Origin of the sequence: Synechococcus sp. 'PEA 65AY6A-5F PE A', from assembly GCF_047462575.1 — a bacterium.
In the GTDB taxonomy this organism is placed as follows: domain Bacteria; phylum Cyanobacteriota; class Cyanobacteriia; order Thermostichales; family Thermostichaceae; genus Thermostichus.
Genome location: NZ_JAOALE010000013.1, coordinates 38,473 through 52,795 on the forward strand (window position 1 = coordinate 38,473; position 14,323 = coordinate 52,795).

At 59.5% G+C, this 14,323-nt stretch carries 14 protein-coding genes; 10 read left to right on the top strand and 4 right to left on the bottom strand.

Annotation, left to right across the window (positions count from 1 at the left end):
* The first annotated feature begins 3 nt into the window (after window positions 1-3).
* The 3 genes from GG26_RS06300 (at window position 4) to GG26_RS06310 (ending at window position 3,155) form a co-directional block, all read left to right on the top strand.
* The gene (locus GG26_RS06300) at window positions 4-438 is read left to right on the top strand and encodes a hypothetical protein (protein ID WP_011430399.1); all 435 of its coding nucleotides are present in this window, start codon (window positions 4-6) and stop codon (window positions 436-438) included.
* Between the two features lie 295 nt (window positions 439-733).
* Window positions 734-910 carry a hypothetical protein gene (locus GG26_RS06305; RefSeq protein ID WP_414333583.1) on the top strand — a complete coding sequence of 59 codons (177 nt, stop codon included), beginning with the start codon at window positions 734-736 and terminating at the stop codon, window positions 908-910.
* Window positions 911-1,154: 244 nt separating this feature from the next.
* Window positions 1,155-3,155 carry a primary-amine oxidase gene (locus tag GG26_RS06310; RefSeq protein WP_414389455.1) on the top strand — a complete coding sequence of 667 codons (2,001 nt, stop codon included), beginning with the start codon at window positions 1,155-1,157 and terminating at the stop codon, window positions 3,153-3,155.
* Window positions 3,156-3,263: 108 nt separating this feature from the next.
* On the opposite strand, the gene sat is transcribed toward GG26_RS06310, so the two are convergent.
* The 3 genes from sat to GG26_RS06325 form a co-directional block, all read right to left on the bottom strand.
* Entirely contained in the window at window positions 3,264-4,436 is a 1,173-nt protein-coding gene (gene sat / locus GG26_RS06315) for a sulfate adenylyltransferase (protein WP_414389458.1), read from the bottom strand.
* Between the two features lie 113 nt (window positions 4,437-4,549).
* A complete protein-coding gene (locus GG26_RS06320) occupies window positions 4,550-4,921 on the bottom strand; it encodes a hypothetical protein (RefSeq protein WP_011430402.1) in 372 nt (123 codons plus the stop codon).
* Between the two features lie 122 nt (window positions 4,922-5,043).
* The gene (locus tag GG26_RS06325; protein ID WP_011430403.1) at window positions 5,044-5,826 is read right to left on the bottom strand and encodes a ParA family protein; all 783 of its coding nucleotides are present in this window, start codon (window positions 5,824-5,826) and stop codon (window positions 5,044-5,046) included.
* 117 nt (window positions 5,827-5,943) lie between these two features.
* Between GG26_RS06325 and GG26_RS06330 the strand changes: the two genes are divergently transcribed.
* The 5 genes from GG26_RS06330 (at window position 5,944) to GG26_RS06350 (ending at window position 11,489) form a co-directional block, all read left to right on the top strand.
* Complete coding sequence (locus tag GG26_RS06330) at window positions 5,944-7,230, top strand: glucose-1-phosphate adenylyltransferase (RefSeq protein WP_011430404.1); 1,287 nt, start codon at window positions 5,944-5,946, stop codon at window positions 7,228-7,230.
* 152 nt (window positions 7,231-7,382) lie between these two features.
* Window positions 7,383-9,155 carry an ABC1 kinase family protein gene (locus GG26_RS06335; RefSeq protein ID WP_011430405.1) on the top strand — a complete coding sequence of 591 codons (1,773 nt, stop codon included), beginning with the start codon at window positions 7,383-7,385 and terminating at the stop codon, window positions 9,153-9,155.
* A 42-nt stretch (window positions 9,156-9,197) separates the two neighbouring features.
* The gene (locus GG26_RS06340; protein ID WP_011430406.1) at window positions 9,198-9,572 is read left to right on the top strand and encodes a hypothetical protein; all 375 of its coding nucleotides are present in this window, start codon (window positions 9,198-9,200) and stop codon (window positions 9,570-9,572) included.
* A 162-nt stretch (window positions 9,573-9,734) separates the two neighbouring features.
* Window positions 9,735-10,064: a YggT family protein gene (locus GG26_RS06345; RefSeq protein WP_011430407.1), complete on the top strand. Its 330-nt coding sequence runs from the start codon at window positions 9,735-9,737 to the stop codon at window positions 10,062-10,064.
* 75 nt (window positions 10,065-10,139) lie between these two features.
* On the top strand, window positions 10,140-11,489 hold the full coding sequence (locus GG26_RS06350) for a cytosine deaminase (protein WP_414389488.1): 1,350 nt from the start codon (window positions 10,140-10,142) through the stop codon (window positions 11,487-11,489).
* Here the strand turns inward: GG26_RS06350 and GG26_RS06355 are convergent.
* Window positions 11,486-12,655: a lipid-A-disaccharide synthase-related protein gene (locus GG26_RS06355; protein ID WP_011430409.1), complete on the bottom strand. Its 1,170-nt coding sequence runs from the start codon at window positions 12,653-12,655 to the stop codon at window positions 11,486-11,488. The genes GG26_RS06350 and GG26_RS06355 overlap by 4 nt on opposite strands.
* A 127-nt stretch (window positions 12,656-12,782) precedes the next feature.
* Here GG26_RS06355 and GG26_RS06360 point away from each other — a divergent pair, with 127 nt between their 5' ends.
* Together GG26_RS06360 and GG26_RS06365 are read left to right on the top strand one after the other, a co-directional pair.
* On the top strand, window positions 12,783-13,088 hold the full coding sequence (locus GG26_RS06360) for a hypothetical protein (protein WP_011430410.1): 306 nt from the start codon (window positions 12,783-12,785) through the stop codon (window positions 13,086-13,088).
* 68 nt (window positions 13,089-13,156) lie between these two features.
* Entirely contained in the window at window positions 13,157-14,203 is a 1,047-nt protein-coding gene (locus GG26_RS06365) for a thiamine phosphate synthase (protein ID WP_011430411.1), read from the top strand.
* The last annotated feature ends 120 nt before the right edge of the window (window positions 14,204-14,323 follow it).

The window sequence follows — 14,323 nt, forward strand, 5'->3', positions numbered from 1 at the left end:
ACGATGAGCGCAGCCATTGAAGAATTGTTTCAGGAAGGGATCCGGCGCTACGAGGCGGGGGAAGCGGCCAAGACGCTGATCCCTTCCTTCGAGGCCATTTGTAAGGGATCCCCGAAGGCGGCAGCAGCCTGGACTTGCTTGTCCTGGCTCTATCTTTTGGAGGGGCAAGCGGAAAAAGCCCTGAAAGCTGCCCAAACTGCTGTGAAGCTAGACCCGGTGGACGCCCAGCCGCGGGTGAACTTGACTTTGGCGATGCTGGAGCTGAAAAAAACAGGGGTACGCCAGCAGGTGGAGATCATCAAGCAAATCTTGGCGCGGGATCCCGAGCAGATCGAGGGGGTCAAATCTAACTTGGCAGAGGGAGGGAACCGCCGTCCCAATTGGCCTCAGTTGAGCAAGATGCACCAATGGCTATTTGAAGTAGACCAAGCAGGTTAAGCAGGCTTAACCCGATTTTGCAACAAGAATTTAGGAAAATCTAGAGCTTGTCAACTTAATCCGCAACTTTTAACAATATTCTCATAGAGTTGGTGCTAGACTTCTCTTACCAAATCGCAAGACGGTATTCAGGCACCGCTGTGAGTTAGCTTGCATCCCACGCAAGCCTGTGGATTTGTTGGGCTTTGAGGAGATGCAAGGGTTTCTGTTTGGTGTGACACTTCTTGCATCGACTTGCATTGAAATTGAGTTCTGCTTTTGATTTTCTTTGACTGTAAATTGGAGGAACTTGAAGATGAACCGTCAGACCGTTTGGGTTAAAGGCGAGACCCGCAACCACCAGGGCCACTTCATCCCTCAATCCGAGTATACGTTGGTCGATGTTGACCAAAATGGCTGGGCGTTGATCTGTGTTGACAATGCCCGCTGCTATTATGTGGATCCCGAACAACTCCGGTTTGAAGCGGGATGAGGGCTGTTGCCACCTATTCAGGGCTTTTTGACCTCAGGGTGTAGGAGAGCCGGATTCCCGTCATGCATTCTCCCCATGCCTTTGGCGTGGGGTTTTTTATGGGATAAGGCAGAGGCCGGCAGCGGACTTGGTAGCGTTGGATGCACTTGTAACCCCGTCCATATGCTTGGATGAGGCCACTTTAGAGGGGTGGGCTTGGCCGGCAATCCTCACCCCATCCGCATACCCAAAAGGAGGTTTATCCATGTTGAACATTGGGCGGCAGTGGCCACGTTGGCTAAAGATATTGGTTATCACAGTTGTATTTGGCGTCGGTATTGTAGCTCTGACCATCGCCAGTTCGCCGGGATCCCCCAAGGCCTCTCACCCGCTGGATCCCCTGACTGCCGAGGAAATTAAAATGACGGCCAGCGTTATCCGCAAGGCCGAGAACTTGGCCGAGGATGCCACCTTTGTGCTGATCGATCTGCGGGAGCCCGACAAAGCCGAGGTGCTCAGCTTTCAGCCGGGGGATCCCTTTCGCCGAGAAGCTTTTGCCATCGTTTACGAACCGAAGGCCAACCGCACCCACGAAGCCATTGTCGACCTGATGGAAAACAAGCTGGTTAGCTGGACGGAAGTGACCGGTGTGCAACCGGCGATGGTGAGCAGCGAGTTTGGGTTGGCCGCAGAAGTGGTGAAGGCGGATCCCGGCTGGCAAGAGGCAATGCGCAAGCGGGGGATCACCGATTTCGACCGCGTGGCTGTGGATTGTTGGGCGCCGGGCAACTTGAGCGAAGAGGAAAAAGCCTCCGGAAATCGCTTCTGTCGCGCCATTTCTTACTACAAAGGCGACAACTGGAACTACTACGGTGCCCCCATTGAAGGGGTTTTGGCCACTGTGAACCTGAACACGGGAAAAGTCTCAAAGCTGATCGACGATGACACCCTTGTGGCCTTCTCCAAAGAGAGCTTTGACTACGACCTCGCTTCTCTGGGCAGCGTTCGCCCCGCCCCCAAACCTCTAAAAATTACCCACCCCGAGGGCGCCAGCTACGACATCAAGGGTAACGAGATCACCTGGCAAGGCTGGAAGTTCCGCTACCTGATGCACCCGCGCGAGGGATTGGTGCTCTACACTGCTCGCTACCAAGAGGGAGAAGAAGAACGGCCTGTGTTCTACCGGGTGAGCCTCTCGGAGATGGTGGTGCCCTACGGGGATCCCGATGAAACCTGGTATTTCCGCAACGCCTTTGATGTGGGGGAATACAACTTTGGCTTGCTCGCCAACACCATGGAGCTGGGCAAGGAGGTACCGGAGAACGGCCTGTTGCTGGATGCCGTCTTTGCCGACAACGATGGGGAGCCCTACGTGATGCCGGGGGTGATTGGCCTCTACGAGCGGGATAACGGCATGCTCTGGAAGCACTACGAGTACAACACAAAGCGCAACGATGTGCGCCGCAGCCGTGAGTTGGTCATGACCATGACCGCTGCCATCGGCAATTACGACTACGGCATTAGCTGGGTGTTTCACCAGGATGGCACCTTTGAAGTGCAGGCAGATCTGACCGGAATCGTCTTGGCCAAGGGTACAGATGCTGTGACGACTGCTGACGCGGATCCCTTTGCCCCCCTGATGGCACCCAATGTGGGCGGTACCAACCACCAGCACTACTTCAGCTTCCGGCTGGATATGGATGTGGATGGCACCGACAATGCCGTTATCGAGATGAACCTCAAGCCCCTGCCCCAAAGCCCCGACAACCCGGCAGGCAACGCCTTCATCATGGAGGAGAAGCATTTGCTCAGCGAAAAAGAGGCCGTACGGGACTTGAACATGGCCAGCAGCCGTAAGTGGGTCATCGTCTCCAGCAGCAAGACCAACGCCCTCGGCGCTCCTACCGGCTACGCCCTCATGCCCGGCCCCAATGCCATGTTCCTGCCGGTCGAGGGATCCAACGTGCGGGAGCGGGCCGGATTTGCCACCCACCACTTCTGGGCTACCCACTACCAGCCCGGCGAACTGTATGCTGCTGGCCCTTATCCCAACCAAAGCGGGCCTGGAGAAGGATTGCCGAAGTGGGTGAGCGACGACCAACCTCTAGAAGGGGAGGATCTGGTGGTTTGGTATTCCTTGGGCGTTTCCCATGTGCCGCGCCCAGAGGATTGGCCGGTGATGCCTGTACACAGAACGGGCTTTAGGCTGGTACCTTGGGGCTTCTTCGACCGCAACCCGACAATCAATCTAGCGGAGCCGGCCTGATACTCGACTGGAATCTGGTTCAAGTTCAACTTTCAATACAACTTTCAATACAGAGGGTCTGGTCTGTCCCAGGCCCTTTTTGACTGCCACTTAGGGAGATTCCCAGGGTTAACCCCGCTCTCGCATGGCTTCGGCCAGCAGCCGGGCCACTTCTGGTCGAGAAAACTCCGGCGGGGGCACTTCACCGCGGCGCAGCATTTCCCGCACCTTGGTGCCCGAGAGGTGGATGCGCTGGTGGGGCTGGCTGGGGCTGGTCTTGGCCGTGGCCATGGTGCCGGTGACGGTGCAATAGAAGGCATGTTCAAACTTGAGGGGGATGATGCCCAGTTCCTCGGGACGGAACTCATCGAAAATGTGCTGGGCATCATAAGGGCCGTAGTAGTTGCCCACCCCGGCGTGATCCCGGCCCACAATAAAATGGGTGCAGCCGTAGTTTTTGCGAACGAGGGCGTGGAAGATGGCCTCGCGCGGGCCGGCGTAGCGCATCGACGCAGGATTGATGGCCAAGATCACCCGCTCCTTGGGGAAGTACTTTTCGATCAGCACCTCGTAGCAGCGCATGCGCACCTCGGCGGGGATGTCGTCGCTTTTGGTAGCCCCCACCAGCGGGTGGAGAAACAGCCCGTCCACGATTTCCAGAGCGCACTTTTGAATGTACTCGTGGGCGCGGTGGATGGGGTTGCGGGTTTGAAAGCCGACAATGGTTTTCCAGCCTCTTTCCCGAAACAGTTGCCGCGATTGGGCCGGGTCAATCTGGTAGGCCGGAAAAAGAGGGTGGGGATCCCGCTGCAGGAGGGTGACGGGGCCGGCCAAATAGACGGATCCCTGCTCGTAGAGCACCTTTACCCCCGGATGCTGCTCATCGGTAGTGCGGTAGACCTGCTGCGCTTCGCGGGTTTTGTCGTAGGTGAACTTCTCGGTCAATTCCAACAGGCCCAAGAGCCTGCCCTCGGCATTGGCCAAGGCAATGGTCTGCCCTTCCTTGAGATCGGCAGCTATCTCGGCAGAGACCGGCAGCGTTACCGGCAGCGACCAAGCCAGGCCGTTGGCCAGGTGCATCGTCTCCAGAACCGACTGGTAATCTTCCCGCCCCATGAAGCCGGTGAGCGGGCTGAAGCCCCCGATGGCGATCATCTCCAGATCCGACTGGGCCCGCTCGTCGAGGTGGAGGATGGGGCAGTGTTCAGCTTTGGAGCGCAGCTCCTGCGCCTGCTCAGGGGAGGCAATGCGGTTGACCAAGGTGCCCCCGTGGGGCGGAATGGCATCGCCAGAAACAGTCATCTTCGCCTGGGATGGAGTCATAGCGTGCAGACCGGAACGGCAACCGAGCAGACAGGGATCCCTAACCCTACACCCTCCTTTCCTCCGGCGCAATCCAGACTAGTACCAACTGCCTAGTCCAGCATGTAGGGGGGCATATCTTCGTCGGTGGGCGACACGTTGTCAAAGATGGGCCGATTCATGATCTTCTTTTGCGCGTGCAGAGGCGAAGGCTGGGGTTGCGGCTTGGGTAAAGGTGCGACTTGCCCTCGGCGGCTTTGCAGTTCCTGAATGGTCTTGGCCCGCTCCTCGGCCACCGCCTGTAACTGGGCCAGCGCCTTCTGCAATTCGTCGCGGTGGGCAGTGACTTGCTGTAGCTGAGCTTGCAGGGCAGAGACTTTGTTTTGGTAGTCCTGCAAAAGTTGTTGAGCTTCGGCCAGTTGGCTTTTGAGGGTTTCAAGGTCCGGCGATTCTGGGGCTGGTTCTGTAGGAGACTGAGAAGACATCGTTGTCGGCTCCTCGCCCGTGGGAGTAGCAGGGGTGGGCTCTGAACTGGTTTTAGCACTGGCCTTGCGCCGAGTGCGGGAAGTTTCTCCCGAAGAAGGAAAGAGGCTACGGTCCGATCCAGTCACAAGAGCACCTCATGTTCGACAAACTGCTCCAATCGCTGACACACCACCGAGCCAGGCCGATAGTCCATGACCGTCAAGCCGTAGTCAAAAGCGGTGCGCAAATCGCTGCTATCTGGAATGGTAACGGGTGAAAGCACATCCGCAAAAATCTGTTGCGCTTGCACATACAATTGCCCGGTATGGGATCCGGACCAGATGCCCCCTGGCAAGTAGCGGTCGTCCAGCATGGTCAAGATGGCGCGGACTTGGCTCAACTCGCCCTTCAGGGACTCGACATAGCGCAGGGTCACCTCTGTACAAGAGAAGTCGACGCGGTTGAGCCGTGTCGGGATCAACACGCGCCGGGCCGCCCGCAGGGCGTTGGCAGTGAGGGCGTTCAGTTCCCCTGGCGTATCGAGAAAGACAAAGTCGTAATCCGGCAGCAGGGGAGCGAGCTGATGCTGCAACAGGTCTTGCCCGGAGTCGCCAGCAGCCGCCAGTTGGGCCGCCACTTCCGCCATGGTGCTGTGGGAGGGCGCCACATCCACCCCCTTGTCGGTGCAATAGATCACCTCTTCCAAAGGACGTCGGTACTGCGGGTGCAGGCTGGCCCAAACCGTTTCCTCGGGGGGCAGGGATCCGGCCTCTTCCAGGTAAAGGCTGCTGGCGGTGGCTTGGGAGGTGAGATCGATGAGCAGAACTCGGTAGCCCCGTTGAGCCGTTAACTGAGCCGCGTGGACGCAGAGGGTGGACTTGCCGGTGCCCCCTTTGTTGTTGGTAAAAGCCAGGACGCGTGCCATCAGCTTCCCCAGGGTTTGTTTCAGGCGCTTCCGATTTCCCGATTCCCCTTGGCCAGATTGGGTCAGGTGCCGCCGCAGCAGTCTATGCTATTGGGTGTAGCCTGGTGGAGGACAACCATGCGCGATGTACTGGCGATTATCCTGGGCGGTGGGCGTGGCACCCGACTTTATCCCCTGACCAAGCGCCGTGCTAAACCTGCTGTGCCTCTGGCAGGCAAGTATCGCCTCATCGACATCCCGGTCAGCAACTGCATCAATTCTGATATTGATAAAATCTACGTCCTCACCCAGTTCAACTCCGCCTCCCTCAACCGCCACATCATCAACACCTACCGCATGTCTCCCTTCACAGGCGGCTTTGTGGATATTTTAGCGGCCCAACAGACGCCCGATAACCCGGATTGGTTTCAGGGCACCGCCGACGCTGTGCGCCAATATCTCTGGCTGATGGACTCCTGGAAGCCGCGGGACTTCCTCATCCTATCGGGGGATCACCTCTACCGCATGGACTACCGCCCCTTTATTCACTATCACCGGCAAACCGGAGCCGATGTGACGCTGGCGGTGCTCCCCTGCGAAGAAAAAGTGGCTTCGGGTTTTGGCTTGCTCAAGATCGACGCCGATGGACGGATCGTCGATTTCAAAGAAAAGCCGCAAGGGGAGCTGCTGAAAGCCTGTCAGGTGGATACCCAAGCCCTCGGCCTCAGCCCGGAAGAGGCCAAAGCCAAGCCCTACATCGCCTCGATGGGCATCTATGTATTCAGGCGGGAGGCCCTCATCGAGATGCTGAAGGTGAAGGAGCACACCGACTTCGGCAAAGAGGTGCTGCCGTCAGCCATCGGCAAGTACCATCTGCAGGCCTACCCGTTCAAGGGCTACTGGGAGGACATCGGCACCATCGAGGCTTTTTATCGAGCCAACCTGGCGCTGGTGCAGCAGCCCAACCCTCCCTTCAGCTTCTTTGACAGCGAAATGCCCATCTACACCCGCCCACGCTTTTTGCCCCCCAACAAAATCCTCGATTCCCAGATCGTCAACTCCATGATTGCCGACGGTTGCATCATCAAAAATGCTCAAATTCGCAATTCCATCATCGGCATTCGCAGCCGCCTGGAGGCCAATACCATTGTAGAGAATACCCTGGTCATGGGGGCCGATTACTACGAGTCGGCAGAAGAGCGGCAGGCCAAGCTGGAGGCTGGGATCCCACCGGTGGGCATCGGCGCCAACTCCCACATCGTCAACGCCATCGTGGACAAAAACGCCCGCATCGGGCGCAATGTCCGCATCCTCAACAAGGATCACGTCAGCGAAGCGCAGCGGGAAGAGGAAGGGATCTGGATCAGCAACGGCATCGTCACCATCATCAAGGACTCGGTGATCCCGGACAACACCGTCATTTGATCGGGGGAAGCCGGCTTTGGCCGAGAACCTGGCTGGCGAACGCTGAGGAGGCGCTGTTAAGCAAGATAAGAGAAAACAAGAGGCTTTTGCCATTACGATAGATTACGATAGATATTAAGAGCTTTAAAAACAGATTGTGAGATCCCTTGAGCGTGGTTAACAGGATTTCCTCCATTGCCGACCTAGAAGTTTACGATCCGCAATTCATCACTCGTTACTACCGCTGGCGCCTGCTCCGGGTGATGGGTCGGGCGCTGGCCATTCTCTGGCCCCTCCTCTGGTTTGTTCTCTGTCTACGCTGGGATCAGCTTTGGGGACAGGGCGATCGCAAAGTGCCCCAGCGGGCAGAGCAGTTGCGCAAGCTGCTCACTGACCTAGGGCCTACCTTCATCAAGGTGGGGCAGGCCCTCTCGACGCGACCGGACTTGGTGCGCAAAGACTACTTGGAAGAGCTCACCAAGCTGCAGGATCAATTGCCCAGCTTTCCTTCCCAGGAGGCGTTTGCCCGCATTGAGTCAGAGTTGGGCCGTCCGATCACCGAGATCTACGCCCAGATCTCGCCCGAGCCGGTGGCTGCCGCCAGCTTGGGCCAAGTTTACAAAGCGCAACTGCACAGTGGCGAATGGGTGGCGGTGAAGGTGCAACGGCCCCACCTGCGGGAGCGGCTGAGCCTGGATCTGTACCTCATCCGCTGGGCCTCCACCTGGCTGGGGCCTTGGCTGCCCCTGAACCTGGGCAACACCTTGACGGCGGTGGTGGATGAGTTTGGTCGCAAGCTGTTTGAGGAGATCGACTACCTGCAGGAGGGACGGAACTGCGAGCGCTTTGCCGAATACTTTCGCGGCGATCCCGATGTGTATGTGCCGCGCATCTTTTGGGCCTACAGCACCCGCCGGGTGTTGACCCTGGAGTGGATTGACGGCATCAAGCTCACCGATGTGGAGCGCATTCGGGCGGCCAACTTGGAGGTGAAACAACTGGTGCGCATCGGCGTGGTGGCCGGACTGAAGCAGTTGCTGGAATACGGCTTTTTCCACGCCGATCCCCATCCGGGCAACCTGTTTGCCCTCCCCGATGGCCGCCTGGCCTACATCGACTTTGGCATGATGGATCAGCTCACCGAAGAAATGAAGGAGTACCTGGTGGACGCGCTGGTTCACCTGGTGGATCGCGACTACGACGCCTTGATCGACGATTTTATTCACTTGGGCTTTTTACAGCCGGATGTCAACCGTCAAGAGCTGATCCCTGCTTTGGAGACGGTGTTGGCGGATGTGTTGAACCAGGAGGTGGGCAACTTTAACTTCAAAACCGCCACCGACCAGTTCTCCGATTTGATGTACCGCTACCCCTTTCAGGTGCCCTCCCACTTTGCGTTGGTCATCCGCTCTTTGGTTACCCAAGAGGGGGTGGCCCTCAGCCTCTATCCGCAGTTTCGCATTGTCGGCGTGGCCTATCCCTATGTGGCCAAGCGCCTGCTGACGGACGAATCGCCCCGCATTCGCCAGCGGCTGCTGCAAGTGCTAATTAAAGATGGCAAGTTCCGCTGGAACCGCTTGGAGAACCTGATCCAAATTGCCCGCAGCGATGGGGGGCTGGATTGGGTACCCACCGCCCGCATGGGTTTGCGCTACCTGATGTCGGAGGAGGCCCGTGAACTGCGCCGCCAGTTGGTGCTTTCTCTCACGGAAGATGACCGCCTTCACTTTGAGGAGCTGCAGCGGCTGTGGCATGTGATCAGCCCCGACTTGTCTCCAACTCACCTCTGGCAGGCGGCACTGGGATCCCTGCCCTCAACCAGCGATCTGCAACATACTTTGGCCGAGTTGAGGGAACAGGTGCAGGCCCACCTGGAGCGGCTCAGCCCCTGGCGACTTCCCCAGCCCTGGCCGAATTGGCTGGCGGGAGTGGGACAGGAAAGGTAAAACGGAAAAAGATAGCTTAAGTTTGGTGAGCTGGACAAAAGCGTGGCAGATCAGAAAGGCGACTTCATTGCCGGTGTGGTAGCCGGCGCTGTGTTGGGCGGGATCATCGGCGGGGTGATCGCCTTTGTGCTGGCCCCCCGACTAAGCAAGGGATCCGCCGAAGGCCAGCGCCGGGATCCCGACCGTCTCAACGGCACCTCTGTCCCTCCTGAACGACCGCGCCTCCGAGCCTCGGGTGAGCCGGCTGTGCCCAGCTCCGGCGACTGGAGGGAGTGGGAACAGGAAACAGAGCGGATTGCCCAGGCCCGCCGCACCCTCGAAGCCAAGATTGCCGAGTTGAACGAGGCGATCCAGGCCACCCGCGCACAACTGCTCGTCAAGGAGATATCTTCTAGCGCTGTCGAGGAAAAGCCTTAAGCAGGGGACCCCTGTCCATGCCAAACTAGAGGCGGCACTGGCTTTCTCCTCTGGGGAGTGCCAGCGTTCTCGCCTCTCGGCTGAGTTGCTCTCCTGGATCAGGTCTGCCTCTGCCGACAGCGCTTAAGTTGTTGAAGAGTTGTTCCCTCGCTGTTTCTAACCATGATGCTCAGCCCTTTGTTGCTCCCTCTCCCTTGGACAGACGGCCTCTCTCTGGGGCTGGTCTACGGCAGTGCCGCGTCTTTGCTGTTTCGCTCCCTTTACCAGTTCATCGTCATTTACAACGCGCTGTTGATTGTGCGGATTTTGCTGAGCTGGTTCCCGCAACTGAACTGGTCTAACCCCATTCTGTCGGTGCTCAGCCAGCTCACGGATCCCTATCTCAACCTCTTCCGCGGCCTCATCCCCCCCATCGGCGGCTTGGACTTTTCCCCCTGGCTGGCCTTCATTTTGCTCAGTTTTGCCATGCAGGTGGTGGGCCAGTTTGCCTAGCTGCTGTAGCACTGGATTCATCTGGATAGGCCGGGATCCCTTTACGATGGAGAGCTGCTTTTTTCGTTGCCCGCCATGCAGATCCCCGGCGTTGCCCACTACTGGCTGCTGAATGCTCAGGTTCCCCTGTCGGTACTGAAGGAGGCGGTGCCAGGAGCTGTTCCCAACCGCGATAACCTGGTGTTGCTGGATCTGGAAATCGAAGGGGGGCAGATCCGCCAAATTCGGCTGGCAACAGGGATCCCGCCCCAGGGGATCCCCGGCGTGGATCTAAGGCGGGGCCAAGTGTGGCCGTGTTTTGTGGACATCCATACCCACCTGGACAAGGGGCATGTGTGGCCGCGCACCCCCAATCCCGATGGTACCTTTGCCGGGGCGAGGCAGGCCGGCCAGGAAGATTGGGTGAAGATGAAGCAAGCCTATGACGGGGATCCGGAGCAGTTTCGGGAGGATCTCTACCGTCGCTTCAGCTTTGGTTTGCGCTGCAGCTATGCCCATGGATCCCAGGCAGTGCGCACCCATCTGGTCTGTGAGAATCCTCAGGTTATGGGGGCCAACTGGGAGGTGTTTGTCCAGTTGCGCCGAGAGTGGGCGGGCAGACTGGAGCTGCAAGCAGTAACGCTGGTGGACCTAGACTTCTTTCTCACCCCCGCAGGGGAGAAGCTGGCAGACAAGGTGGCAGAGCTGGGCGGGCTCCTGGGTGGGGTGGTGACGATGGGGCCAGAGCTGGATCGGCAATTGGATCGGGTGTTTGCCCTGGCCAAGGAGCGGGGCTTGGCTCTGGACTTTCATACGGATGAGACGGATGATCCGGGATCCCTCACATTGAGACACGTAGCAGCGGCGGCCTTGCGCAACGATTTTCCCCATCAGGTGGTGTGTGGCCATTGCTGTAGCCTGGCCGTGCAACCGCCGGAGGTGGCCCACAAGACTATGGCCTTGGTCAGAGAGGCGGGAATTGCCGTGGTCAGCCTGCCCCTGTGCAATCTCTATTTGCAAGACCGCCGCCCCGGCCACACGCCCCGCTGGCGGGGGGTGACGCTGCTGCACGAGCTCAAAGCCTTGGGCGTGCCGGTGATGATCGCCAGCGACAACTGCCGGGATCCCTTCTACGGCTTTGGAGATCACGATGGCCTAGAAGTGTTTCGGGAGTCCACCCGCATCCTGCACCTGGATACCCCCTATGGGGATTGGCCCCAGGCCATCACCACCACCCCTGCCCGCATCATGGGCTTGACCGAGCGAGGGCAAATTGGGGTGGGCTTGCCGGCAGATCTGGTGCTGTTCAAGGGACGTGGCTTTGACGAGCTGCTCTCGCGACCCCAACATGACCGGGTGGTGTTGCGTCAGGGGCAGGCCATCGACACGACTCTGCCGGACTACAGCGAACTGGACGACTTGATGGAGAAGGTGGGGCGGACTTAGCCAGCGGGGTTGGGGAGCCAGGCTTTAATCTGGGCGGCAATGCGCTGAGCAGCGCCAGGGGATCCCATACGCCGCTGCCCGTGGGCTCGCAGTTGGTCGGCGTAAGCGGGATCGCTGGCCAGGCGGCTCAGAATCCGGCAGAGCACGGCAGGGGCCTGCTGGGGTGAAGTGAGGTGGACTGCGGATCCCAGGAGACGGGTTTGAGCTTCGGCAAAGCGGGGGGTAAATTGCGGCCCCTCCCCCGGCAGGGTGACCACCGGCTTCCCTAGGCCCACGCATTGTTCCGTGGCCGTCCCCGCCATGGCCAGCACCGCTGTTGCCCGGTGAGCACAGGTGCCAAAATCTCCCCACACCAGGAGCAGGTCGCGGCGTCGAGCAGGGATCCGCTCTTGAAGGGGGTTCCGCTCCAGGTTAGGGCTGAGGGCGGCGTAAACTTGGATTTCCGGCGGCAGTTGCTCTACCACCTGCATCATCAAGGCCCAGTTGCGGTAGGCTTCCGGCGGGCGGGATCCCGGCAGCAGCAGCACCGCGGGCCGGTCGGGATCCAAAGGCAATTCTCCCCGCGGCTCCAGGTCATCCATCATCGGGTTGCCCAGGTAGAAAGCCCGGAGGCCCCGTTTTTGCAGAGCGGTGGCCGTCAGCTCATCTCGCAAGAAGGAGCCGCGACAGCGCCTGCGGGCCATGAGCCAGCGCTCCCAGGGCAGGTAATCGGAAACCGGCTGTCCCAGCCAAGCGCGTCGGTAGGGCCCTTGTTCGTCCCGCCAATAATAGTCCGACTTGGCTGTGCCCACGAAGACGTAGGGGCTGCCGCTCCACCAGGCCATTAACAAAGGCACAATGTCCCCCACCGCCAGCACCAGCTCGACCTGAGCCGCCGCCCGGCGAACCAAAGCCAGTTGCCGCCCCGTCAGGCCCAGCAAGCCAGCGCGCAGATCCCGCCACAACTGCCGCCAATCTTGATAGATAAATCCCCCTGAAGGCATCACCTGGGTCAGGGGCAGCAGCGGGATGCCGCGGCGGCAATAGGCGGTGCCTTCCCCCACAATCGGCAGGGCTTGCACCGAGATCCCCAGGCCGGTCAGGGCCAGGGCGATGCGACTGCCCACCTCATCTTCCCCGTGGCCATTGCTCAGGCACAGCACCCGCGACAAATTCTGTGGATTCATTGGGTAGAGGATGGGAGTTCAACTCTGGGGTGTTGCCGCCTCCATTCGAGCTAAACGAGCAGAACCCTGTAGCTTACCAAAAATCTCTTCTTAAAATAGAGCCAACCTGCGAGGGGAAGCCAGGGTAATGATCCGAAATGAGCGACAACGAGCCGAGTTTATTGCAGCGGTGGAAGCTTTGCGCCTGGAAGGCCCTTACTTCGTCGAGACCCGTCTTACCCGTCAGCGGGGGTATTTTTGGCGGGCGGTGAAGGATGTGGCCGCCGGCCAGCCCTGGTGGGAGATCCGCTACTTTCCTGCCTGCGAGTGCTATGCTTGGGCCTACCTGCCGGAAGGGATCGGCCCCCGTGAGTTTGCCTGGGGACACACGCCACAGCAAGCTTTCCTCAACGCCCTTTGGCAACAGCCTGCCTCCTTTTCGGACAAAGGCTAGGACAGGTGCCAGAGAAACCGTTTCAACTTACAGTAAAAAAAAGATTAAAACTTCCACGCGCAGGGGACATGAAACCGCAGGCCGTCGCCCGTATCCTGGATGCCAACCTCGACCGAGCTCGTGAGGGATTACGGGTGCTAGAGGAGTGGTTTCGCTTTGGCCTAGAAAACGGCGAGCTGGCCAGCGAATGCAAGGCCATGCGCCAAGCCCTGGCCCGCTGGCACAGCGACCCGCTGCGGTTGGCCCGCGACACCCCTGCCGATCCGGGCACCCAGATCTCCCATCCGCAAGAGGAGCAACGGCGGGATCTCGGCCACCTGCTGCAGGCCAATTGCAGCCGTGTGCAAGAAGCGCTGCGGGTCTTGGAAGAATACGGCAAGTTGGCCGAGTCCAGTCATTGGGTAGCACCCGGCCTGGCCAAGCTGGCCAAAGACATGCGTTATCGGCTCTATGTTCTAGAAAGCGAGCTGCTGGGGGGATCCCTGCGCCAACGGCTGTTGGCGGCCCATCTCTACCTGGTCACCAGCCCGGTGCCCCACTGGCTGGAGGTGGTGGAAAAGGCGCTGCGGGGAGGGGTGACGCTGGTGCAGTACCGCCGCAAGAACCTCACCGATAGGGAGATGCTCTGGGATCTCAAACAGTTGCGGCAAGTGTGCGACCGCTACCAGGCGTTGATGATCGTCAACGACCGGGTGGACTTGGCCTTGGTCAGCCAAGCGGATGGGGTGCACCTGGGCCAGACGGATCTGCCGGTTGCCCAGGCGCGGCACCTGCTGGGATCCCAGCGCCTGATTGGCCTGTCGACCACCAATGCCGAAGAGCTGGCCCAAGCCCTCAATAGCGGCGTGGACTATATCGGTGTCGGCCCCGTCTATGCCACCCCCACCAAAGCGGAAAAACCCCCCGCCGGCCTGGAGTACGTGCGCCTGGCCGCTGAGAAGGCCCACTTGCCCTGGTTTGCCATCGGCGGCATCGACCTCCACAACCTGGCCGAGGTGCGCCAGGCAGGCGCCAGCCGCGTAGCCGTGGTGCGGGCTCTCATGGAGGCGGCGGATCCCACCCAGACCGCCCGTGCCATGCTGGCCGAACTGCAACGGATCCCTGCTCTATCCTGAAGTTAGACACAGAATCTTCTCAAAACCCTCCTAACTCCCGATGGCAGAAGCCGTAAAAGATCTCACTGACCCCACTCGGCAAAGCGGCGGGGATCCCATCCTGAGCGGGATCGCCACCGA

What these genes read in the sequence shown, in the direction of transcription:
- GG26_RS06355 (WP_011430409.1), bottom strand. Translation starts at nt 12,655, where the DNA reads ATGAATCCACAGAATTTGTCGCGGGTGCTGTGCCTGAGCAATGGCCAC.
- sat (WP_414389458.1), bottom strand. Translation starts at nt 4,436, where the DNA reads ATGACTGTTTCTGGCGATGCCATTCCGCCCCACGGGGGCACCTTGGTC.
- GG26_RS06300 (WP_011430399.1), top strand. Translation starts at nt 4, where the DNA reads ATGAGCGCAGCCATTGAAGAATTGTTTCAGGAAGGGATCCGGCGCTAC.
- GG26_RS06345 (WP_011430407.1), top strand. Translation starts at nt 9,735, where the DNA reads ATGATGCTCAGCCCTTTGTTGCTCCCTCTCCCTTGGACAGACGGCCTC.
- GG26_RS06305 (WP_414333583.1), top strand. Translation starts at nt 734, where the DNA reads ATGAACCGTCAGACCGTTTGGGTTAAAGGCGAGACCCGCAACCACCAG.
- GG26_RS06365 (WP_011430411.1), top strand. Translation starts at nt 13,157, where the DNA reads ATGAAACCGCAGGCCGTCGCCCGTATCCTGGATGCCAACCTCGACCGA.
- GG26_RS06360 (WP_011430410.1), top strand. Translation starts at nt 12,783, where the DNA reads ATGATCCGAAATGAGCGACAACGAGCCGAGTTTATTGCAGCGGTGGAA.
- GG26_RS06350 (WP_414389488.1), top strand. Translation starts at nt 10,140, where the DNA reads ATGCAGATCCCCGGCGTTGCCCACTACTGGCTGCTGAATGCTCAGGTT.
- GG26_RS06310 (WP_414389455.1), top strand. Translation starts at nt 1,155, where the DNA reads ATGTTGAACATTGGGCGGCAGTGGCCACGTTGGCTAAAGATATTGGTT.
- GG26_RS06330 (WP_011430404.1), top strand. Translation starts at nt 5,944, where the DNA reads ATGCGCGATGTACTGGCGATTATCCTGGGCGGTGGGCGTGGCACCCGA.
- GG26_RS06325 (WP_011430403.1), bottom strand. Translation starts at nt 5,826, where the DNA reads ATGGCACGCGTCCTGGCTTTTACCAACAACAAAGGGGGCACCGGCAAG.
- GG26_RS06320 (WP_011430402.1), bottom strand. Translation starts at nt 4,921, where the DNA reads ATGTCTTCTCAGTCTCCTACAGAACCAGCCCCAGAATCGCCGGACCTT.